This is a genomic window from Pseudomonas cuatrocienegasensis (assembly GCF_900110925.1).
GTDB classification, from domain to species: Bacteria; Pseudomonadota; Gammaproteobacteria; order Pseudomonadales; family Pseudomonadaceae; genus Aquipseudomonas; species Aquipseudomonas cuatrocienegasensis.
Genome location: NZ_FOFP01000014.1, coordinates 118,333 through 141,145 on the forward strand (window position 1 = coordinate 118,333; position 22,813 = coordinate 141,145).

A 22,813-nucleotide genomic window follows, 5' to 3' on the forward strand; every position below is an offset into this window, starting at 1 on the left:
CAACAACAATAAAAGGTACCTGTAGATGAAACGTCCTCTGATCGCCGCGCTGACCGCGGCCATGCTGTGCAGCCCCTTGTTCGCCGTCACGGCCCACGCCGATGATGTCCGTTCGCGGATGATCCGCTTCGGCTATGGCCTCAACGAGAACAGCAACCAGGGCCGCGCGGCCAAGCTGTTCGCCGAGGAAGTCGCCAAGGCTTCCGAAGGCAAGCTGAAGATGCGCACCTATGCCGCCGCCAGCCTCGGCTCGGATGACCAGATGCAGAGCGCCCTGATCGGTGGCGCCCAGGAAATGATGGTCGGCTCCACCGCGACCCTGGTGGGCATCACCAAGGAAATGGCGGTGTGGGATACGCCATTTCTGTTCACCCGCGAGCAGCAGGCCGACGCCGTGCTCGATGGCCCCGTCGGTCGTAAGGTGATGGACAAGCTGGAAGAGAAGGGCCTGGTGGGCCTGGTCTACTGGGAAAACGGTTTCCGTAACCTGACCAACAATGCCCGGCCGATCACCAAGCTCGAAGACTTCTCCGGGATCAAGCTGCGCGTGATGCCCAACCCGGTGTTCCTCGAGACCTTCAAGCTGATGGGCGCCAACGCTGTACCGCTGCCGTTCTCGGAGCTGTTCACCGCCCTGGAAACCCGCGCGGTGGATGGCCAGGAAAACCCCTACAACACCATTCTCTCGTCGAAATTCTACGAAGTGCAGAAGTACCTGACCGTGACCAACCACGTTTACAGCCCATGGATCGTTACCGCATCCAAGCGCTGGTGGGATGGCCTGTCGCAGACCGAGCAGGGGATCATCCTCGAGGCGGCAAAAAAAGCCCGCGACTTCGAGCGTCAGGACACCCGTGCTGAAGCCGCGCAAGCCCTGGCTGCACTCAAGGCCAACGGCATGCAGGTCAACGAAATCAGCCCGGCAGAAGTGGAGCGCATGCGCGAGCAGGCCAAGCCAGCGATCCAGCAGGTGGTCGATACCGTCGGCCAGCCGTTGTTTGATGAGGTCCAGGCAGCGCTGGAGGCGTCCGGTTCGTAACCGCCGCAGGCGCAACGGACACAGGTAATACGGCAGTAGATTCAACCCTTTTGCGGGGTACGTTAGGGTCTGTTGCCGTTTCGTTCGCGGCCGCGCCGGAGCCCGTTTTAGCGCGAGGCAAGACACGAGATGCGAAGTTTAGTGAGCTAAATGAGCCATCGAGAAACGCAGCATCGCGCTAAAACTGGCCCGGCCCTTCGGGTTGCGCGCAAAATCTCGCCATGCGTTGTTGGAGGACTTGGCAAGGGAACAACCATTACCTGCGTCCTCCGCCTAGCCTGGCGAGATTTTTCGCGGCAACGCGGCTTGCGACGAAACGGTAACAGACCCTTGGGCGTTCCGGCTGTTGCATGGTGCCGTCCAGGGCGGCGTACTCCGCCTTTTATTCGTTGCCAGGCAGCAGGTTTGCGGTAGGGCCATTAGAATGCTGGCCTTACGTTGACCTGCTGCCTGCCTGGAACACCCATGAGCCCTCGTCGTCGCCGTACTGCAGAACGCGTCACCCTGTCTGATGTCGCCAAGGCGGCGGGGTGCTCGCTGATGTCTGCCTCACGCGCCCTGTCGCAGCCCGAGCGGGTGTCTGACAGCCTGCGCGAGCAGGTTATGCAGGCGGCGGCGGCGCTGGGCTACGTCCCTCATCCAGCGGCACGGGCGCTGGCCAGTTCGCGCTCCAACCTGGTGGCGGTGATCATCCCCTCGCTGTCCAACTCGGTGTTCGTCGATACGGTTGAGGCCGTGCAGCGGGTGCTGATGCCGGCGGGCTTCGAGATGATGATTGGCGTCAGCCATTACCGCCCAGAAGAAGATGAGCGCCTGCTGCGCTCCTACCTGGCGCACCAACCCGCCGGCTTGTTGGTGACTGGCTTCGAGCGCAGCGATGCCGCGTGCACGCTACTGGGCAGCTGCCGTGGCCCGGTGGTGACCATGATGGAACTGAGCGACGCGCCGGAGGACTACTGCGTTGGTTTCTCCCAGCAGGAAGCAGGCGCGGCCATGACTCGGGCGCTGATCGAGCGCGGATATCGGCATATCGCCTTTGCCGCTGCCCAGCTCGACCCCCGCACCCTGCAGCGGGCCGAGGGCTATCGCATGGCCCTGCAGGCCGCTGGCCGGCATGACCCAAACCTGGAACTGCTGACCCCGGCGCTGTCGTCGATTGGCTTGGGTGCCGAGCTGCTCGATCAATTACTGGCCCGACATCCGCATATCGACGCGGTATTTTTCAACAACGACGACTTGGCCCTGGGGGCGTTGTTCCGCGCCCGTCAGCTGGAGCTGGCCGTGCCGCAGCGCCTGGCCATCGCCGGGTTCAACGACCTGCCGGCAGCGGCCTGGGTGCATCCGGCATTGACTACCGTACGCACCACCCGCGGGAAAATTGGCGAGCTGGCTGCCGGCATGCTGCTGAGTCTGATGCGTGGCGAGCAGCCGCCGGCGCGTTGCATCGACGTTGGCTTCGAGCTGGTCCTGCGCGATAGCACCTGAGCCCCAGTCGCTACTCCCACGCTCGCCTGCGCCGCTCTGTTATGGGGAGTAGCGACGCCTTGTCATGGCTTCATAAAGCGAGGAGCAGCGCTTGCAAGCCGCAATTACCGCAAATGTATTTTCCGGCTAGACTGAAAAAGCGTTAGCCCTATAAAGCCATGTGAAAACGCTATGCATGTTTATGGAATAGAAGAGCATCTCGCTAAAACTTGGCTGATGTTGGTCGGGGAGTCATTGTGCTTTAGCGCACAAGCCATCGACCATTCAGCGCTTGAGGCGCAGCACTATTTCGTCGTGACCCTGCACCCAACACCTAAGGGACATCTGGCAGGTGTTGGACTGGCAATTGCCGAGGATGATGCACGGATGCTCGCTAGTCGCATGTTCGAGGTTCCGTTGCAGGCGCTCAGCGCGGCGGATGTGGCTGATGCCTGCGCCGAATTGAGCAATATATTTGCCAGTGGCGTGCCCAGTCATTTAAGTGGCGATGTGGTGCTTGATCTCGGCCTGCCAGCGCCACTTAGTGCGCAACAGTTTTTAAGTGTCTTGGCCGCCAGTACGATCAGCGGCAGTTACATCACCCAGCAGCGTAATCACTGTATTCAGGTGATCATTTTCGAGAGTTTGGAAATACCGCCTGCCATTGGTTGGAGTCCGCCACAATGAAACATCAGTCAGTTCCCGCCAGCATAGGGAGAAGCCTATGAAGTTTCTAATTGTCGACGACAGTCGTGCCGTCCAGGCAATTATCAAACGCATACTGGAAAACACGGGTTACCGTGAGATTGAACTGCGTACTGCGCTGAGTGGTGATGAAGCCCTGGCCATTCTGGAAGACTGGCAACCTGATTTAATCCTCACCGATTGGCACATGCCGGGCATGACAGGCTTGGAGTTGCTACAGACCATCCGCCAGTTGGGCATGCACGACATCAAGATTGGCTTCGTTACCACTGAGTCGTCGGCCCGGCATCTGGATGAGGCGCACCGTAACGGCGCGGTCTTTGTCGTCAATAAACCCTTTAATACCGAAGAATTGAAACAGGCCGTACTCTCGGTGCTGCAGGATGCCGATGGCTTTGAAAACGCCATCGAAACAGCAGCGCCATTAGCCCCGGTGGCGGCTGCCCAGCGTCCGGGTATTGATGTGACCGAAATTGCCTCGATTTTGAGCTTGTCATCCATCGTCTGCAAAATTGAGCCCATAGCGCCGGTCGCTATTGAGCACGTCAAGTTGCCTTATGTGATCGGCATCTACAGCGCGGCCGGCAGCAAGGCGGTGGACGCGGTCTGCTTGATGGACCTCAATGCGGCGTGCATGCTGGGTGGCGCCATTGCCAAGCAGACGTCCGATCAAGTCAAAGCAGCGATCCTTAGCAAAACCTTGAATCGTGACGTGTATGAAAACTGCACCTCATTTCTCAGCGATTTGTCCGGCATGATCTCGCGCAGTTCTGGCAAGCGCGGCGCACTGTCCAGCAGTCACCTGGTACAAAAACCGTTTAGCAAATTGTTTGAGCTGATGGGTAACAACTACGGACGGGCTGATTTCAGCATCTCGTTCCCGGCCTATGGCGACGGTTTTATTTCTGTCCTGCTGAGCTAGTTTATTCAAGCAAATGGTAGAGCCAAGACGGGTAGCCTGATGATGGGTCTGAGTGGTCTAGAGCTGGGGATGTTGCTGGCCGTTGCCGCAAATCTGCTGTTGGTGGCCTTGGTCGTGGGGCTGATAGCGTGGATCTGGTTCCAGCCCGACTTGCGCAAAGATTTCGTGAGCAGCGCAACCGAGGCCGAGACGGTTGCCGCGAGCAACGGTGTATTGCTCAGCGACATGCTCGCAGAGGTCAGCGGCCAGAGCATGGCGCCCTTTAATCAGGCACTTGACCAAGGCTTCCAACTGGCTTCATCCATAGAGGGTGTAGTCGACGCCAATTACTCCGCCTGGAAAGCCCAGCACCAGCCTGAAATCGATGCATTGATTGCCACTCGCGATGATCTTGAGTTCAAGCTGCAAGACCTGAAAAGCAAACTCGACCGCGCACACAAAGTGGTCACCAGCCTGCACGCACACAAGCGTCAGAGCGACAGTCGGGAGGACAAATTCACCACGTTGCAAGTCACAGTGCAGCACCTCAAGGAGGAGTTGGTGCACCTGCAGAGCCATCGTGAGCAAAGCCTGAGTGAAGCGGCGGAACTGCGCCGGCAGTTGAAGCACAACAAACAGCTGGTGCAAGAGCAGCTCGACAGCCACGGTCGCGAGATTGAGGAACAAAACCGTCTGCAAGCGCTGTTGCGCGAAGAAGCCGAATTGCTCCGCGTGCAACTGGAGCGTGAGCGCGACATTCTTTCGCGCACGCTGATTGAAAAAGACTTTATTGAGGGTGCGTTTCTGGAAACAGATGCGGCAACCGATCAGTTACTGCAGTTCAAGAGCGACTACGAAGAGCTGCAAAAGGCCCACCGGCTGTTGCAGCTCAAAACCAGCCACCCCTCGACCTGAAGGCTTCGCGGGGCGTCACGCGCCTTGCTGCTCGGCTTTCTCCCGCGCGCAAATCAACTGGCACAGCTCAATAAGCTGCTCGCGCATCCAGCGGTTGGCCGGATCCTGGTCGGTGCTTTCATGCCAGTAGAGGTGGGTTTCCAGCGAGGGCACGTCACTGACCGGCAGTTCAACGTAATGCAGGTCGTTGCGCCGGGCGAAACGCCCCGGCACAGTCATCGCCATGTCGGTGCTCTGCATCACCGTAGAGGCCATCAGGTAGTGCTGCGAACGCAGGGCGATGCGCCGCTGAATGCCCATTTTGCCGAGCGCCAGATCGATATAGCCCAGGCCGCTGCGGCGGCTGGAAATATGGATATGGGTCAGCGACAGGTACTCCTCCAGGGTCAGTTTGTCCTTGGCCAGCGGGTGGCCCTTGCGCAGCGCGCAGACATAGCGGTCTTCCATCAGTTTGACATGGCGTACCTGGGGGTCGGTGTTGAGCGGTACGTCAACGGCAAAGTCCAGGCGGCCGGCGGCCAGCTCCTTGGTGGTTTCGCGGCGTCGCGCGAGCATGCTCTCGATAACCACATTCGGCGCCAGGCGGCGCAGGCGCTGGAACAGCGGCGGTAGCACCAGGGCCTCGGTGAGGTCGGTCATGCTGATGCGGTAGGTCTTGTTGGCCTGTAGCGGGTTGAAGGTGCGGCTCTCCTGAACGGAGATGCGCAGCTGCTGCAAGGCATTGCGTACCGGCCCGATGATGTTCTGCGCCATGGGCGTGGGCACCATGCCCTGGGCGGTACGCACGAACAAAGGATCGTTGAAGGTCTCACGCAGCCGTGCCAGGGCGTTGGACACCGCCGGCTGGGTAATACCGACAATCTGCCCCGCACGGGTCAGATTGGCCTCGCTGTAAATGGCATCGAAAACGATGAAAAGATTGAGATCGACCTTGTTCAGATTCATGTCCGAGCGCGCTCCGGGTGGATGTCCATATTCAGCCGATCATATATCGGTGATGAATGTTTATACACGATGAGAATAGATTAGATAAATCGGCAGGGCTGTTCTAGCATCATTTTCACCTCACCGACCAGCCTCACTTAATAAGCCGCCTAGAAGGTAGTTCCCATGGATTTCGCCTACTCACCGAAGGTTCAGGATCTGCGTGCTCGGGTCACCGCGTTCATGGAAGCGCATGTGTACCCGGCCGAAGCCGTATTCGAGCAACAGGTCAACGAAGGGGATCGTTGGCAGCCGACCGCGATCATGGAAGAGCTGAAAACCAAGGCCAAGGCTGAAGGCCTGTGGAACCTGTTCCTGCCGGAATCCGAACTGGGCGCCGGGCTGACCAACAGCGAATACGCCCCCCTGGCCGAGATCATGGGCAGCTCGCTGATCGGCGCTGAACCGTTCAATTGCGCGGCGCCCGACACCGGCAATATGGAAGTGCTGGTGCGCTACGCCAACGAGGCGCAAAAAGAGCAATGGCTCAAGCCCTTGCTCGACGGCAGTATCCGCTCGGCCTTCGCCATGACCGAACCGGGCGTGGCTTCCTCTGATGCCACCAATATGCAGGCCCGCGCCGTGCGTGAGGGCGACGAGTGGGTCATCAATGGCCGCAAGTGGTGGACCTCCGGCGCCTGCGACCCACGCTGCAAGATCATGATCTTTATGGGCCTGACCAACCCGGACGGCCCGCGTCACCAGCAGCATTCGATGATTCTGGTGCCGATGGATGCGCCCGGCGTCAAGGTCGTGCGCCCGCTGCCGGTGTTCGGCTACGACGATGCGCCCCATGGCCACGCCGAGGTCCTGTTCGAGAACGTGCGCGTGCCTTATGAGAACGTGTTGCTAGGCGAGGGCCGCGGTTTTGAAATCGCCCAGGGTCGTCTGGGCCCAGGCCGTATCCATCACTGCATGCGCTCCATCGGCATGGCCGAGCGCGCGCTGAAGTTGATGTGCCAGCGTTCGATCGAGCGTACCGCCTTTGGCAAGCCCCTGGCGCGCCTGGGCGGCAACATCGACCATATCGCCGACTCGCGCATGGAAATCAATATGGCGCGGCTGCTGACCCTGAACGCGGCCTACATGATGGACACCGTGGGCAACAAGATCGCCGCCAGCGAAATCGCCCAGATCAAGGTGGTAGCGCCGAACGTGGCCTTGAAGGTCATCGACCGTGCCATCCAGATCCATGGCGGGGCAGGGGTTTCCAACGACTTCCCGCTGGCCTACTGGTACGCCATGCAGCGCACCCTACGCTTGGCCGACGGCCCGGACGAAGTGCACCGCGCCGCCATCGGCAAGTTCGAGATTGGCAAATACGTTTCCCGGGAAGTGATGAACGCCAGCCGCTGAGTCATGCCACCTGCATGCCCGCAATGGGTGTGCAGGTGTTACTGCAACCAGACCTCAACCCGCCGATTGCGCAGGCGCCCGGCGCTTGCATCGTTGGCTGCCACCGGCAGTTCGGCGCCCATTCCGAGTACCTGCTGCACGTATACCTCGGCCCGCGCCAGCTCACGGCGTACCGCCATGGCGCGCAGGCGTGACAGCAGTTCGGCGCGCGCCGGATCGGCCTTGGCGTCACCAAAGCCCACCAGCACCACTTCATCACCGCCTTTGCCGAGCGTCTGCAGATGCTCCACCAGACGCGTCAGGTCGCGCTGCGCCTTGTTATCCAGCTCGGCACTGCCCGGCTGGAAGCGAATATTCACCGACAGGCGCTGGGCGTTGCGCACCAGTGCCTGGTAATCGGCAGGCATGCCTGCATCCACCTGCATCGGCACCGTGCGCAAGGTCTGCGCAATAAAACCCGTACGTTCGACGATCGCCTGGCCAGCGCTGCTGTGGGCGAAGCGCAGCAGGGCCTCGGTCCAGGGGCTTTTGCCGGTTGGCACGGCATAGAGAAACAAGCGGCGAGACAGCGGGTAATCCTCGGTGGCGATCAGCACCGCCTCGGCCGGCAGGGCGGCGGCGTCACCCGCGGAAACAGCCAGAGGCTTGGCGCGGCGCACATAGGGCAAGCCGATAAAACCGATGCTCTGTGGATCACGGCTGACAGCGTCGGACAGTTGCTCGCTGGACTCGAAGCGCAGGGCGCTGCTGCTCAGCGATTTGCCATGGGCCGCCAGTACCAGCTCCTTGAAGGTGTCGTAGGTGCCGGACTGATCATCGCGGGCATACACCGTGATCGGCCCCGCTGTGCCGCCGACCTCAGCCCAGTTGCGGGTCTCGCCGGCGAACAGGCTGGCCAGCTGTTCGCTGCTGAGCGCGGTCAGCGGGTTATCGGGATGCACGATAATGGCCAAACCGTCGAGGGCAATGATCTGCTCCGCCGCTGGGCTGCGCAGGTCGCCCAGGGTGGCAAGGGTTTGGGCTTCGCTGTCCTTGATCGGCCGAGACGAGGCGGCGAGGTCGGCCTGACCAGCTGCCAGGGCGGTGAAGCCAGTACTCGAACCGTGGGCCGCGATCTCGATCAGCAGCGCTTTGCCGGTGGCGCTGCGCGCGCGGATGCGCTGCTCGTTCTCGCTGTCCCCCGCACTGACTTCAATAGCGCTGTAACCCTCAGCTGCAAGCAGGCCCTTGACCAGTGCCGGGGCGAGCTCCGCGCCGATGGTATTGGAGCCCTGGATGCGCAGCGCAGTACCGCCCCCGGCAGGGGGTTCGAGCGCGGCAAACACCGACCAGGGCAGGGCGTAGCAGATAAAACCGAGCAGCAGAAAAACCAGGGTACGGCTCCAGGTTTCGTGTTCGGTAGAGGACTCTCGGGACATGAACGCGCACCAGCGGATGAAAGGTGCGGCGACGATAAGACACAGGGATGACGGATAAATGACAGTGACATGGCGCCGTGTTGCACGACGCCATTTGCCCGTCAGCTGAGCTCGAGCCAGATCGGTGCGTGGTCGGAGGGTTTTTCCATACCGCGCAGGTCGTAATCAATGCCGGCGTCCTTGATCCGCTCTTGCAGCACTTGGGTCGCCAGAATCACATCGATGCGCAGGCCGCGCTTGGGCGTATCCTCGAAGCCGCGGCTGCGGTAGTCGAACCAGCTGAAGCGGTCATTCACCGCTGGGTTAAGGTGGCGAAAACTATCGGCCAGCCCCCAGCTCTTCAGGGTCGCCAGCCACTCGCGCTCTTCCGGGAGGAAGCTGCATTTGCCAGTTTTCAACCAGCGCAGCCGATTAGGCTCACCGATTCCGATGTCGCAATCTTCCGGCGAGATATTGATGTCGCCCATCACCACCAGCGCTTGCTCGGGCTTGAACTGGCTAAGCAGCAGTCGCTGCAGATCGGCGTAGAAGCGCTGCTTGGCCGGAAACTTGGTCGGATGATCACGGCTTTCGCCCTGGGGAAAGTAGCCGTTCATCACCGTCACCGGGTTGCCTTGGGCATCGGCATAGGTGCCATAGATAAAGCGCCGCTGGCTGTCTTCGTTGTCGCCTGGGAAGCCCTTATGCAGCTCCAGCGGCGCCTGACGCGAGAGCAGGGCGACGCCGTAATGGCCCTTCTGGCCGTGGTAATGCACGTGATAGCCGAGGCTGCGGATATCCGCCTCAGGGAACTGCTCGTCAGCCACTTTGGTTTCCTGCAGGCCGATCACGTCCGGCTGATGCTTGTCGATCAACGCCGCCAGTTGATGAGGGCGGGCACGCAGGCCGTTGATGTTGAACGAAACGATTTTCATGGGGCAGCAGGTCCTGAAACTGTGGCACGAAGCGCGGATGCTAGGGCCTGCGCCCTGCATGGCGCAAGCCGCGTGGCCTTGCGCCAGCGCGCTGGCGGGTGGTTGGCGGCGGTGCTACCTTGAGCGCACGACCCACAATTACACAACAACGAGGTCACCGCCGATGCCCAACAGACCTGCTGAGGTTCGCCTGCTCGACAGTGGTTATGCCCGCGAGGTGCGTTCGCTGCTCTACCACGCCTACCGCCATGAGCCCACGTTCGCCTACCTGTTCGAGGCCGAGCGGCCTGGTTACGACCAGCGTGTGCGGGCCACCGTACGTGAGTTGGTGCAACAACACTTCAGCGAAGACCTGCCAGCCATCGGCTTGCTGATCGATGACCGTTTGATCGGTACGGCGTTGATCACCCCACCGCAACGTCGCCTGGATATCACCGAAAGCTGGAGCTGGCGCATGCGCATGCTGCTGACCACCGGCTTTCGCTGCACCCAGCGCTACCTCGCCTACCACAACGCGGTCCTCGCCTGTCTGCCGCCGGGGCCGTACCACGTTCTGCCGTTGCTTGGCGTACACCCGGAATTCCAGGGCCAGCGCTTTGGCGAGCAACTGCTCGAAGCGCTGCATAACTGGTGCGCCGAAGACGACGGCTCGCTCGGCATCGTGCTCGATACCGGCAACCCGCATTACCTGGGTTTTTACCAACGCCAGGGTTATGAGGAGATTGGCGAAGTGGCAGTGGGGCCGATCATCGAGCATGTGTTTTTCCACCCCAACCCGCAGACGGTGGTCAAAGCCAGCGCTTAGCCTCTGTTGCCGCCGCGGCCCCAGGGCGACGTCTTTCAAGGCCATTCAGGGAGGCCTGCGGTGCGATCGCCATTCGCCGCGGGGCGCGGGTAAAGACGCCGCCGTCCCGTAGGAGCGCCGCCCCGGCGCGAAGCTTTTCGAGGTGATTGCGTCGCAGCCAAAGCGGATGCCTGTCTGGCACGCGTGGTAGCATCCGCGCCCATGAGTGTTTTTTTCAAGACATGCGCGGGTTTCGCGCTTTCCCTGATAAGCGTTGCCGTGTGGGCCGAAGCCGCGCTCAGCGTCCGTGTACAGCCGAACAATGCCGCCTTGCGCAGCAATATCGAAGCCTATATCGGCAGCCTCGGCGAGCGCGATGCCGAGGCATTGCAACGCTATCGGCGGGTTGCCGAAGGCCAGGCCGAGCAGGCGGCTCAGGCGCTGGGCTACTACAGCGCGCGTATCAGCAGCGAAGTCAGTAACCAGACGCCTGCGCGCCTGACGCTCAGGGTAGAGCCTGGCGAACCGGTGCGTCTGCGGACAGTGACCGTTCGGGTCGATGGCCCCGCCGCCGAGCTCGCCGCCTTTCGCTTACCGCGCGACAGTCAATTGCGCGCCGGCAGCGTGCTCAACCACGGGCGCTACGAGGCCGCGAAACGGCATATCCAGAACCAGGCCTCGCGCTACGGTTTCTTCAGCGGGCGCTTTACCGCACAGCGCCTGAGCATCGACCCGCAAGCCGGCACGGCCGACATCGAGCTGATCTACGACAGTGGCCCGCGCTACCAACTGGGGGCCGTGAGCTTTGTCGGCGATGTGCCCTTCGACGAGCAATTGCTGCAGCGCATGGTGCCTTTCGACGGCAACAGCCCCTACGACTCCGAACAGATCGCCGAGCTCTATCAGGCCCTGCGTGGCAGCGGTTACTTCGAGTCGGTGCGGGTTGATGCCAACCCGGCAGATGCCGCGCAGCAGGTGATCCCGGTAAAGGTTCAGCTACACGCCCGCAAGCCTCGCAGCATGGGCCTTGGCCTGGGCTACTCGACCGACGTCGGCCCCCGTGGCCGGGCCAACTGGACGCGCCACTGGGCCAATATGCAGGGCCACAGCTACGGCACGGAGCTGGAACTCTCGGCGCCCCGGCAGAATGTCGGCCTGTGGTACGACATACCGCTCGACCCGCCGCTGACCGACAAACTGCGGTTTGCCGGCGGCTACCAATATGAGGAACTGGCCAATACCGATAGCCTCAGCGAACTGCTGACGGTCGGCCCGGAGTGGCACAGTAAGCTCGAGAGCGGCTGGCAGCGGGTGCTGTCACTGAAGTTCAAGCGCGAAGAGTACGAGCTGGGCGATGACAGCGGGTTGAGCACGCTGCTGATGCCGGGGGTCAGCTATGCCTACCTGCGCAGCGATAACCGTATCGACCCGAATCATGGCTATCGCCTGCAGTTCGACCTCGCCGTGGCGAAAGAAGGGCTGGTCGCCGATGCCAACGTGGTACACGGCAACGTGCTGCTCAAGGGCCTGACCACCCTGGCCCGGCGCCATCGTTTTTTGGGCCGGGTGCAGTTTGGTGGCACCGAGTCCGATGGCTTTTCTTCGGTGCCACCGTCGCTGCGCTTCTTTGCTGGTGGTGACCAGACGGTGCGTGGCTACGACTACCAAAGCCTGTCGCCGGAGAACAATCAGGGCGACAAGATTGGTGGCCGCTATCTGTTTGCCGCCAGCGCCGAATACCAGTACAGCGTGGCCGAGCGCTGGCGAGTGGCGACCTTCGTCGATCAGGGTAATTCCTTCAACTCGCTCGACTTCCCTTCGCTGAAACAGTCCGTGGGTATTGGCCTGCGCTGGGTCTCACCGGTCGGGCCGCTGCGCCTCGATCTGGCTCATCCGCTGGACGACGAGGGCGGTGTGCGTCTGCATTTCTCCATGGGGCCTGAACTCTGATGCGCGGCGTAAAACTCACCCTGCTGGTGCTCCTTGGGCTGTTTGCGGCGTTGCTCCTGGCACTGACTGTACTTTTGGGCAGCGCCTCCGGCAGCCGTTGGCTGCTGAATCAGGTGCCTGGGCTGCAGGTCGAGGGTTTTAGCGGGCGTCTGGGCGCTGCCTGGCAGGCGGACAGCTTGAGCTGGCAGCAGGATGGTACCGCAGTAGAGGTCGAGCGCCCGGCGCTGGCCTGGTCACCGGCCTGCCTGCTGCGCCTGACCCTGTGCATCGAGCACCTGCGCACGGAGGCCATCGACCTGACCCTGGCGCCGGCTGATGACAGCACAGACACGGCGCCATTCAGCCTGCCGCAACTCAACCTGCCGCTGGCGTTGGAGGTCGGTGAAGTACAGATCGGAGCGCTGCGCCTGGCCGGCGCCGAGCAATTCACGGGGCTCGACCTCGCCGCCTTCTGGCGCGACGGAGCCTTGCAGATCCAACGTCTGCAGGTGCAGCGTGATGACCTGCAATTGCGCCTCAGCGGGCAACTGCAGCCGGCGGGCGACTGGCCTCTGCAACTGACGGGAGAGGCGCAGCTGCCTGCGCCGGACGGGCAGCCCTGGCAACTGGCGCTGAATATCGATGGCGCGCTGCAAACCCAGCTGCGCCTGCAGGCCGACAGCACGGGCTACCTGAATGGGCAGCTGAGCGGCAGCCTGCAAGCGCTGGCCGAGCACCTGCCGGCCGAGTTGTTGCTGACCGCAGATGGCTTTGTGCCGGCGGCGGATTTGCCCGCCACGCTGCGCCTGGATCAACTGCAGCTGACCGCCAAGGGCAACCTGGACAGCGGCTATGCCCTGGCCGGCCAAGCCAGTTTGCCGGGCGAGGGCGGCGCTGTAGCGCTGTCGCTGCAGGGTACTGTCGATGCCCTGGGCGCGAAGGTCGAGGCGTTGCGCCTGGCCAGTAGTGCAGAGGCTTATGTCCAGCTTGCCGGTGAGCTGGACTGGCGCGAGGGTTTCGCTGCCGAGACGCGGATCGACTGGCAGTCTTTCGACTGGCAGCGGCTGTACCCGCAAGACGCGCCCCCGCCCGTCACCCTTGAGCGTTTGAGCGGTGAAATGAGCTACGCCGACGGCGCTTACCTGGGCAATTTTCAGGCAGCGCTTAACGGCCCGGCGGGCGACTTCAGTGTGCAAAGCCCGTTCAGCGGCAATCTTGAAGCCGTGCATTTGCCGCAGTTGCACGTCAGCGCTGGCCAGGGCCGTGTCGCCGGGCAGGTCAGCATTGGCTTTGCCCAGGGCGTCGACTGGAAGGCCAACCTCGCCTTGAGTGAACTCGATCCGGCGTTCTGGCTTGCCGAGCTGCCTGGGCGTCTGGGTGGCACGCTGCGCAGCGAGGGCACGCTGCACAATGAGCAGTTGAACCTGAGCGCCAACCTCGACCTGCAAGGCCGTCTGCGCAACCAGCCGGCGCGCCTGAGTGGCAGCGTTCAGGGTGGCGGGACGCTTTGGAACCTTGAGGGCCTGGACTTGCGCTTGGGCGACAACCGCATCGACGGCCAGGTCCGCGTGGGTGAGCGGCTCGACGGCCAGCTGCGCATCGCCCTGACGCAGTTGAGCCAGCTATGGCCGGGATTGCGCGGTCGACTCAATGGTCAGTTGGTCGCCAGCGGCAGTGCCCAGACGCCCCAGGGGCAACTGACCCTGCAGGGGCAGGACATCGCCCTGGATGATCTGCGTTTGCAGCGCCTGACGCTTGCAGGACGCCTGGACGCGCGCCAGCAAGGCCAGCTCGATCTGCAGGTGGACGGCCTGGCCAGTGGCGAGACCGCCTTGGGCCAACTGACTGTGCGGGGTGAAGGCACTGCTAGCCGCCAGCGCCTGACGCTCGACCTGCAAGGGCCGCAATTGACGGCCGACCTTGCCCTGCAGGGCGTGCTCGAGCAGGGCGCCTGGCGCGGGCAACTGGCTGAGGGCCGGCTGCGCAGTGGGGCGCAGGACTGGCAGTTGCAGCAGCCGGCCTCGGTCGTGCGTCTGGCCAGCGGCCAGCTCGACCTGGGCGCCCATTGCTGGGCCTACGCCGATGCACGGCTGTGCGCCGAGAATCAACGGCTGCTGCCTGAACCGCGAATCCGCTACCGTTTGAGCGATTTCCCCCTCGACAGCCTGGCCGCGTGGCTACCGCAAGATCTGCGCTGGCAAGGGCAACTGAATGCCGAAGTGCAGCTCGACCTGCCGGCCAGTGGCCCGACCGGGCGCATTCTGCTCGATGCCGGCCAGGGCACCTGGCAGGTCCGTGACGCCCAGCAGTGGTTGGACTTCAGCTATGACAGCCTGCGCCTGAGCAGCCAGCTGCAGGCACAGCAGATTGATACCAGCCTGGAGTTACGCGGCCCGCGTATCGGCGAACTGAGCGTGCAGGCACGCCTCGATCCGCGCCCGACGGACAAACCGCTGTCCGGGGAATTTCGTCTGCGCGGTGTCGACCTGGCTCTGGCGCGGCCGTTTCTGCCGCTGGTCGAGCAGGTCGGTGGCCAGCTCAACGGCAGCGGGGTACTAACCGGCACCCTGTTGGCGCCGCAGGTTAATGGTGAGATTCGCCTGAGCGATGGTGAACTGTCAGGCGATGCGCTGCCGACCCAGGTCGAGCAGTTACAGGTACAGGTGCGTATTGCCGGCGAGCAGCTGCAGGTGGAGGGCGACTGGCGCAGCGGTGAACAGGGCAGGGGGCAGGTTGCAGGCTCACTGGCGTGGGCTGAGGGCCTGAGCGGCGAACTACGATTGAACGGCAGCCGCTTGCCAGTGCGGGTCGAGCCTTACGCCGACCTGGAGGTCGAGCCGGACCTGCGCCTGAGCCTGGCTCAGGACCGCCTGGCATTGGCCGGTACGCTGCGCATCCCACGCGGCAGCATCGTTGTGCGGGAACTGCCGCCCAGCACCGTTCAGGTCTCCCGCGATGCGGTGATCGTTGGGCAGCAAGCGCCAGTCGCCGAGGCCGTGGCGATCAATATGGACGTCAATGTCGAGGTCGGCCAGGAGCGCCTGAGCTTCAGCGGCTTCGGCCTTAACGCCGACCTGGCTGGCCGCGTACACATTGGCGACGACCTCGACACCCGAGGCGAGCTGAACCTGAATAACGGCCGCTTCCGCGCCTATGGTCAGCGCCTGACAATCCGCCGGGCACGGCTGCTGTTCACCGGGCCAATCGACCAGCCATTCCTCGATGTCGAGGCCATTCGCAAGGTCGACGATGTGGTCGCTGGCCTGCGCCTGACCGGCAGTGCCGAGCAACCACGCAGTGAAGTGTTCTCCGAACCGGCGATGAGCCAGGAGCAGGCGCTGTCCTACCTGGTGCTTGGCCGGCCATTGGGGCAGAGCAGCGAAGACAACAATATGCTGGCCCAGGCCGCGCTGTCGCTGAGCCTGGCCGGCAGTGCCTCGGTCACCAATACGGTCGCCCAGACCCTCGGCATTCAGGATTTTCAGCTCGACACCGAGGGCAGTGGCAGCACCACCAGCGTGGTGGCCAGCGGCAACCTCTCGGAACGTCTGAGCCTGCGCTATGGCGTCGGTGTATTCGAGCCGGTGAATACCGTGGCGTTGCGTTATGAGCTGACCCGGCGGATATACCTCGAAGCGGCGAGCGGTCTGGCCAGTTCCCTGGATATTTTTTACCGGCGTGATTTCTGAGTTAGGGTCTGTTGCCGTTTCGTTCGCGGCTTGCGAGGAAACGAGAACAGGCCTGGAACCTGCGGGGCAGACAGGGCCGAGAGTCGTGTTAGGATCGATTGCCCCCTGGCGCGCTTACCCCGCGTGCGCAGGGCGGCTTGCCCACTGAGGTCAGCCTCACCCAGGCTGACCTATAAATGCCGCGGCGACCGGCCGTGTGCTCACCAGAACAGAAGGAGCCTTACATGGAGTTCATCACCAATCTGGTCAATCAGCTCAACGGCCTGGTCTGGGGCCCGCCGATGCTGGTCCTGATCCTCGGCACCGGCTTGTTCCTTATGCTGCGCCTGAAGTTCATGCCGTTGGCGAAGATAGGTGCAGGCTTTCGCCTGATGTGGCAAGGCCGGCAGAAAGACGACCAGGCCAGCGGCGAAATTAGCCCGTTCCAGGCGCTGATGACCTGTCTGGCCGCGACAGTCGGGACCGGTAATATCGCCGGTGTCGCCACTGCGATCTTTCTTGGTGGGCCCGGCGCGCTGTTCTGGATGTGGTGCACCGCCCTGGTCGGCATGGCGACCAAGTACTGCGAGGTGGTCCTGGCGGTGCATTACCGTGAGAAGGACGAGCGCGGTGAGCATGTCGGTGGGCCGATGTATGCGATCAAGAACGGCCTGGGGCAGAAGTGGTTATGGCTGGGCACGGCTTTCGCAATCTTTGGCGGCCTGGCCGGTTTCGGTATCGGCAACATGGTTCAGGTCAACAGCATGGCCCATGCACTGGAAGACACCTTTGCCATTCCTACCTGGATCACCGGCCTGGTGACCATGGCGGTGGTGGGGCTGGTGATTCTGGGTGGCATCCGCCGTATTGGTAAGGTCGCGGCCTCGCTCGTGCCCTTTATGTGCGTGGCTTATATCATCGCCGCGCTGGTGGTGCTGGTGGTCCATGCAGCGCAGATTCCGGCCGCCTTCGAGCTGATCTTTACCCACGCCTTTACCCCCGTAGCTGCCACCGGCGGCTTTGCCGGCGCCGCCGTGATGGCCGCGATTCGCTTTGGTGTCGCGCGCGGCATCTTCTCCAACGAAGCGGGCCTGGGTACTGCCGGTATCGCCCAGGCGGCTGGCACCACCAACAGCCCGGTACGCTCCGGCATGATCGGGATGCTCGGCACCTTTATCGACACCCTGATCATCTGCACCATGACCGGCCTGGCGATTATCTGCTCGGGTGTCTGGACCAGTGGCGCCAGCGGTGCTGCGCTGTCTGCCGCGGCGTTCGAGTCGGCCATGCCAGGTTTTGGCGGTGCCATATTGAGCATCGCCTTGGTGGTGTTCGCTTTTACCACCATCCTTGGCTGGAGCTACTTCGGTGAGCGCTGCTGGGAGTTTCTTGTGGGCACCAAGGCGATCATGCCGTTTCGCATCATCTGGGTGTTGGCCGTGCCGTTCGGCGCGGTGGCGCAGCTGGATTTCGCCTGGTTGCTGGCCGACACCCTCAATGGGTTGATGGCGATCCCCAACCTGCTGTCGCTGTTGCTGCTCAGCCCCGTGGTGGTGAAGTTGACTCGCGATCACTTCGCTCGGCAATAAAACCTTCACCCGCCGGTGTGCCAGCGCACTGGCGGGGTACGCCCGGCACTGGCATGCTGAGCGCCGATTTTGCTTTTGTACGACCCATCCAACGAGAGGATTGATTCATGGCTGAAGTAACGCTGCGCGGCACCCCGGTTCAGGTTGCCGGCGATCTGCCACAAGTGGGCCAACAGGCTCCCGCATTCACCCTGGTCGGCGCTGGCTTGGCCGATGTCAGCCTCAGCAGCCTGGCCGGCAAGCGCAAGGTGCTGAACATTTTCCCAAGCATCGATACTCCGACCTGTGCCACCTCGGTACGCACCTTCAACCAGGCGGCCAGCGGCCTGGACAATACCCTGGTGCTTTGTGTGTCGGCTGACCTGCCGTTCGCCCAGGCGCGTTTCTGCGGTGCCGAAGGCCTGGAGAACGTGATCAACCTGTCGACCATGCGCGGCGCCGAGTTCCTCAAGGACTACGGTGTGGCCCTGGTCAGCGGTCCGCTCGCCGGTGTCTCGGCGCGTGCTGTCGTGGTCCTCGATGAACAGGACAAGGTGCTGCACAGCGAGCTGGTTGCCGAGATTGGTAGCGAGCCGAACTACGAGGCTGCTCTGGCTGTGCTCAAGTAACACGCTGCAACACTGAAACGGCCGTCGGCACTTGCATGTCGACGGCCGTTTTTATTTATACGTCAGTGCTTTAGCAACATAGGTAAATAGCCGGTAAAGAGCCTTTGCATCCCGGCCCGACCTGCTTATCGTTCACGCTCGCCCAGTAAGTGACTCCCCGCCATGCCCGATATCGCCTCTACATCGTCTCCGTCGAAGCCTCGCACCTGGCTTATCGGCCTTGCCCTGCTGCTCCTGCTGATTGCCCTCGTCTGGTGGTTCTGGCCCAGTGCGCCAGCCCCGCAAGGTGGTGCACGCTGGGGGGATGCCGGGCCGATACCGGTGCGCGTCACGACCGTGGAGCAAGTCGATTTCCCGATTGAGCTCAAGGCATTGGGTACCGTGACCGCCTATAACTCGGTCGAGGTACGGCCGCGGGTCGACGGGCAACTGGTCAAGGTGCTGTTCGAGGACGGGCAGACCGTCAAGGCTGGCGAGCTGTTGGCTGTGATCGATCCACGGCCCTTTGAAATCGCCTTGCAGCAGGCCCAGGGCACGCAACAGGAAAACCAGGCGCAGCTGAAAAACGCCGAAACCGACCTGGCCCGTTACCGCGGTCTGTTCGCCGAGGACTCCATCGCCAAGCAGACCCTGGATACCCAGGAGGCGCTGGTCGGCCAGTACCGCGGCACGCTCAAGAGCAACCAGGCAGCGGTGGCCGAAGCGCAGCTGAACCTGCAGTTCACCCAGGTCAAGGCACCGATTGCCGGGCGCCTGGGCTTGCGCCAGGTGGATGTGGGCAACCTGGTTACCGCGGGCGATGAACTGCCGCTGGTAGTGATCAACCAGACGCTGCCGATCTCGGTGATGTTTACCCTGCCAGAAGGCGAGTTGCCGGCCGTGCTGCAGCAAGTGCGCGCCGGGCAGGTACTTAGCGTCGAGGCGTGGAACCGCAGTGAGCAGCTGAAACTGGCAGAGGGCCGCCTGGACAGCCTGGATAACCAGATCGACACCGCCACCGGCACGGTCAAGCTCAAGGCGCGCTTCGAGAATGCCGAGGAGCTGCTGTTCCCCAACCAGTTCGTCAACGTGCGCCTGCGTGTGCAGACCCGCGAGCAGGCCATCGTGATTCCTTCGGCGGCGCTGCAGTTCGGCGCCAACGGCACCTTTGTCTATGTGGTGGATAGCACCGGCACCGTGGAGGTTCGGCCGATCGTCGCCGGCCCCAGCAGCGGCGAAAACACCCTGATCGAGTCCGGCATCCAGGCCGGCGAACGCCTGGTGCTCGAAGGCACCGACCGCCTGCGCAATGGTGGCAAGGTCGAGGTGCTGGGCGAAGGTCCGGCGCCCGACAGCCCAGTGGCGCCGGTAGCAACCACGGCCAAGGCGCGTAAGTCGGCATGAATGCCTCCCGCCTGTTTATCCTGCGCCCGGTCGCCACGACGCTGCTGATGATCGCGATCTTCCTCAGCGGTGTGATCGCCTACCGTTTGCTGCCGGTCTCGGCGCTGCCGGAAGTCGACTACCCGACCATTCGCGTGATGACCCTGTACCCCGGCGCCAGCCCGGACGTAATGACCAGTGCGGTCACCGCGCCGCTGGAGCGCCAGTTCGGCCAGATGGCGGGCCTCAAACAGATGTCCTCGGCCAGCTCCGGCGGCGCCTCGGTGATTACCCTGCGCTTCAACCTGGACATGGCCCTGGATGTCGCCGAGCAGGAAGTGCAGGCGGCGATCAACGGCGCAACCAACCTGCTGCCCAGCGACCTGCCCGCGCCGCCGGTGTACAACAAGGTCAACCCGGCCGACACCCCGGTGCTGACCCTGGCGATCCGCTCCGAGACCTTGCCGCTGCCCCAGGTGTTCGATCTGGTCGACACGCGCCTGGCACAGAAACTCGCGCAAACCAGCGGCGTTGGTCTGGTGACCCTGGCCGGCGGGCAACGCCCGGCCGTGCGTATTCGGGTCAACCCGCAAGCCCTGGCGGCCTACGGCCTCAATCTGTCCGATGTGCGCAGCCTGATCACCGCAAGCAACGTCAACCAGCCCAAGGGCAACTTCGACGGCCCGACCCGCGTCTCGCAACTCGACGCCAATGACCAGTTGCGCTCGCCGGAGGAATACCGCGAGCTGGTCCTCAGCTACCAGAACGGCGCGCCCCTGCGTCTCAAGGACGTTGCCGAAATCATCGACGGCGCGGAAAACGACCGCCTTGCCGCCTGGGCCAACCGCAGCGAAGCGGTACTGGTCAATGTGCAGCGTCAACCCGGGGCCAATGTCATCGATGTGGTCGACCGCATCCAGGCGCTTTTACCCAGCCTCACCGAAGGCTTGCCGGCAAGCGTCGAGGTCAGCGTACTGACCGACCGCACCCAGACCATTCGCGCCGCGGTGCGGGACGTGCAGCATGAGCTGTTGCTGGCGATCATTCTGGTGGTGCTGGTGACCTTTCTGTTCCTGCGCAAACTGTCGGCGACCCTGATTCCCTCGATCGTCGTGCCGCTGTCGCTGATCGGCACCTTCGGCGTGATGTACCTGGCCGGCTTTACCATCAACAACCTGACGCTGATGGCGCTGACCATCGCCACCGGTTTCGTGGTCGATGACGCCATCGTCATGCTGGAAAACATCGCCCGTCATCTGGAGGAGGGCGAGACGCCGCTCAATGCCGCCCTCAAGGGCGCCCGGCAAATCGGCTTTACCCTGGTCTCGCTGACCATCTCGCTGATCGCCGTGCTGATCCCGCTGCTGTTTATGGCCGATGTGGTCGGCCGGCTGTTCCGCGAGTTCGCCATCACCCTGGCGGTGGCCATTCTGATTTCCCTGGTGGTCTCCCTGACCCTGACGCCGATGATGTGCGCGCGCCTGCTCAAGCACGAGCCAGAGGCCGAGCAGAGTCGCTTCTACCGTGCCAGCGGGGCCTTTCTCGACCGCCTGGTGGCCGGTTACGGGCGCTGGCTGACCTGGGTGCTGCGCCACCAGCCGCTGACCTTGCTGGTCGCCATCGGCACCATGGCCCTGACCGTGCTGCTCTACCTGGCCGTGCCCAAGGGCTTCTTCCCGGCCCAGGACACCGGGGTGATTCAGGGCATTTCCGAAGCGCCCCAGGCGATTTCCTTCAGCGCCATGAGCGAGCGCCAGCAGCGTCTGGCCGAGGTCATCCTCAAGGACCCGGCGGTGGTCAGCCTGTCGTCCTATATCGGCGTCGACGGTGACAACCCGACGCTCAACAGCGGGCGCATGTTGATCAACCTGCTGCCCCACGCCGAGCGCGACCTGACCGCCAGCCAGGTGATCGAACGCCTGCGCCCGGAGCTGGCCAAGCTCAGCGGCATCGAGCTGTTTATGCAGCCGGTGCAGGATTTGAGCATTGAAGACCGGGTCAGCCGCACGCAGTTTCAGTTCAGCATGGAGACACCGGACCAGGCCTTGCTCGAAGAGTGGGTACCAAAACTGGTCAGTGCGCTGCGTGAGCAGCCGCAGCTTACCGACGTGGCCAGCGACCTGCAGACCCGTGGCCTGCAGGTGTACCTGGCGATTGACCGCGATATGGCCGGGCGCCTGGGCGTCAGCGTCGCCGACATCGACGATGCGCTTTATGACGCCTTCGGCCAGCGGCAGATCTCGACCATCTACACCCAGGCCAGCCAGTACCGCGTGGTGCTGGAAAGTGCCGAAGGCGGGCGCATTGGCCCGGCGGCGTTGCAGCAGATCCACGTCGCCACGGCCGATGGCAGCCAGGTGCCGCTGTCGTCCCTGGCGCGTATCGAGGAACGTGCGGCGAGCCTGCTGATCAACCATATCGGCCAGTTTCCGGCAGCCACCCTGTCGTTCAACCTGGCCTCCGGGGTGTCGCTCGGCGAGGCCGTGGCGGTGATCGAGCAGGTGCAGCAGGACATCGCTTTGCCCGCCGGTATACAGACCCAGTTCCAGGGCGCCGCCGAAGCCTTCCGCGCCTCGCTGTCGTCGACCCTGCTGCTGATCCTGGCGGCCATCGTCACCATGTATATCGTGCTGGGCGTGCTCTATGAGAGCTACATCCACCCGATCACCATCCTCTCGACGCTGCCCTCGGCCGGGGTCGGCGCGCTGCTGGCGTTGCTGCTGACCGGCAACGACCTGGGGCTGATCGCGATCATCGGCATCATCCTGCTGATCGGTATTGTCAAGAAGAACGCCATCATGATGATCGACTTCGCCCTGGAGGCTGAGCGGCATCAAGGCATGGCGCCCGAGGCGGCGATCTACCAGGCGGCGCTGCTGCGTTTCCGGCCGATTCTGATGACCACACTGGCGGCGCTGTTCGGCGCCATCCCGCTGATGCTTGCCTCGGGCTCCGGCGCCGAGCTGCGCCAGCCCCTGGGCCTGGTGATGGTTGGCGGTCTGCTGCTCAGCCAGGTGCTGACGCTGTTCACCACGCCGGTGGTGTACCTGTACTTCGACCGCCTCTCGCGGCGCGTCAGCGGCCGCAGCGCGGCAGGGGTGGCGGTATGAGCCACCCTGTAGGCGCGAATTTATTCGCGATTCCCGCAAAGCGTTTCGCGAATAAATTCGCTCCTAC

The 22,813-nt window shown here is 63.0% G+C and carries 16 protein-coding genes; 13 read left to right on the forward strand and 3 right to left on the reverse strand.

Features of this window, described 5'->3' with window-relative positions; genetic code table 11:
* Window positions 1–25 precede the first annotated feature (25 nt).
* From BMW49_RS18190 to BMW49_RS18210, 5 genes are all read left to right on the forward strand, one after another.
* Window positions 26–1,039, forward strand: a complete 1,014-nt coding sequence (locus BMW49_RS18190; protein WP_069519073.1) for a TRAP transporter substrate-binding protein — start codon at window positions 26–28, stop codon at window positions 1,037–1,039.
* Between the two features lie 465 nt (window positions 1,040–1,504).
* On the forward strand, window positions 1,505–2,524 hold the full coding sequence (gntR, locus tag BMW49_RS18195; protein ID WP_069522072.1) for an HTH-type transcriptional regulator GntR: 1,020 nt from the start codon (window positions 1,505–1,507) through the stop codon (window positions 2,522–2,524).
* A gap of 171 nt (window positions 2,525–2,695) precedes the next feature.
* Window positions 2,696–3,190 (forward strand): hypothetical protein, encoded by a 495-nt coding sequence (locus tag BMW49_RS24625; protein WP_139133855.1) that lies wholly within the window; start codon window positions 2,696–2,698, stop codon window positions 3,188–3,190.
* Window positions 3,191–3,227: 37 nt separating this feature from the next.
* Complete coding sequence (locus BMW49_RS18205; protein ID WP_069522076.1) at window positions 3,228–4,130, forward strand: response regulator; 903 nt, start codon at window positions 3,228–3,230, stop codon at window positions 4,128–4,130.
* Window positions 4,131–4,169: 39 nt separating this feature from the next.
* Complete coding sequence (locus BMW49_RS18210) at window positions 4,170–5,024, forward strand: hypothetical protein (protein ID WP_139133857.1); 855 nt, start codon at window positions 4,170–4,172, stop codon at window positions 5,022–5,024.
* Window positions 5,025–5,039: 15 nt separating this feature from the next.
* Here BMW49_RS18210 and BMW49_RS18215 read toward each other — a convergent pair whose 3' ends face one another.
* Window positions 5,040–5,969 (reverse strand): LysR family transcriptional regulator, encoded by a 930-nt coding sequence (locus BMW49_RS18215; RefSeq protein WP_069522081.1) that lies wholly within the window; start codon window positions 5,967–5,969, stop codon window positions 5,040–5,042.
* Window positions 5,970–6,134: 165 nt separating this feature from the next.
* On the opposite strand from BMW49_RS18215, the gene BMW49_RS18220 reads away from it, so the two are divergent.
* Entirely contained in the window at window positions 6,135–7,364 is a 1,230-nt protein-coding gene (locus tag BMW49_RS18220) for an acyl-CoA dehydrogenase (RefSeq protein WP_069522082.1), read from the forward strand.
* 38 nt (window positions 7,365–7,402) lie between these two features.
* Here the strand turns inward: BMW49_RS18220 and BMW49_RS18225 are convergent, their stop codons facing one another.
* Both BMW49_RS18225 and xthA read right to left on the reverse strand, forming a co-directional pair.
* A complete protein-coding gene (locus tag BMW49_RS18225; protein WP_069522083.1) occupies window positions 7,403–8,782 on the reverse strand; it encodes a substrate-binding domain-containing protein in 1,380 nt (459 codons plus the stop codon).
* Between the two features lie 101 nt (window positions 8,783–8,883).
* Window positions 8,884–9,696, reverse strand: coding sequence for an exodeoxyribonuclease III (xthA, locus tag BMW49_RS18230; protein ID WP_069522084.1), 813 nt, complete (start codon window positions 9,694–9,696; stop codon window positions 8,884–8,886).
* A gap of 163 nt (window positions 9,697–9,859) precedes the next feature.
* Between xthA and BMW49_RS18235 the strand changes: the two genes are divergently transcribed.
* The 7 genes from BMW49_RS18235 to BMW49_RS18265 all read left to right on the forward strand — a co-directional run bounded on the left by BMW49_RS18235 (window position 9,860) and on the right by BMW49_RS18265 (window position 22,746).
* Window positions 9,860–10,501 carry a GNAT family N-acetyltransferase gene (locus BMW49_RS18235; RefSeq protein ID WP_069522085.1) on the forward strand — a complete coding sequence of 214 codons (642 nt, stop codon included), beginning with the start codon at window positions 9,860–9,862 and terminating at the stop codon, window positions 10,499–10,501.
* Between the two features lie 201 nt (window positions 10,502–10,702).
* Window positions 10,703–12,430 carry an autotransporter assembly complex protein TamA gene (locus BMW49_RS18240; RefSeq protein ID WP_069522088.1) on the forward strand — a complete coding sequence of 576 codons (1,728 nt, stop codon included), beginning with the start codon at window positions 10,703–10,705 and terminating at the stop codon, window positions 12,428–12,430.
* Window positions 12,430–16,098 (forward strand): translocation/assembly module TamB domain-containing protein, encoded by a 3,669-nt coding sequence (locus BMW49_RS18245; RefSeq protein ID WP_069522090.1) that lies wholly within the window; start codon window positions 12,430–12,432, stop codon window positions 16,096–16,098. The genes BMW49_RS18240 and BMW49_RS18245 overlap by 1 nt, the downstream gene beginning before the upstream one ends.
* Window positions 16,099–16,322: 224 nt before the next feature.
* A complete protein-coding gene (locus BMW49_RS18250) occupies window positions 16,323–17,666 on the forward strand; it encodes an alanine/glycine:cation symporter family protein (protein ID WP_069522092.1) in 1,344 nt (447 codons plus the stop codon).
* A gap of 107 nt (window positions 17,667–17,773) precedes the next feature.
* Window positions 17,774–18,274, forward strand: a complete 501-nt coding sequence (gene tpx, locus BMW49_RS18255; RefSeq protein WP_069522094.1) for a thiol peroxidase — start codon at window positions 17,774–17,776, stop codon at window positions 18,272–18,274.
* Window positions 18,275–18,436: 162 nt separating this feature from the next.
* Window positions 18,437–19,657, forward strand: a complete 1,221-nt coding sequence (locus BMW49_RS18260; protein WP_069522096.1) for an MdtA/MuxA family multidrug efflux RND transporter periplasmic adaptor subunit — start codon at window positions 18,437–18,439, stop codon at window positions 19,655–19,657.
* Entirely contained in the window at window positions 19,654–22,746 is a 3,093-nt protein-coding gene (locus tag BMW49_RS18265) for an MdtB/MuxB family multidrug efflux RND transporter permease subunit (RefSeq protein WP_069522098.1), read from the forward strand. The genes BMW49_RS18260 and BMW49_RS18265 overlap by 4 nt, the downstream gene beginning before the upstream one ends.
* The last annotated feature ends 67 nt before the right edge of the window (window positions 22,747–22,813 follow it).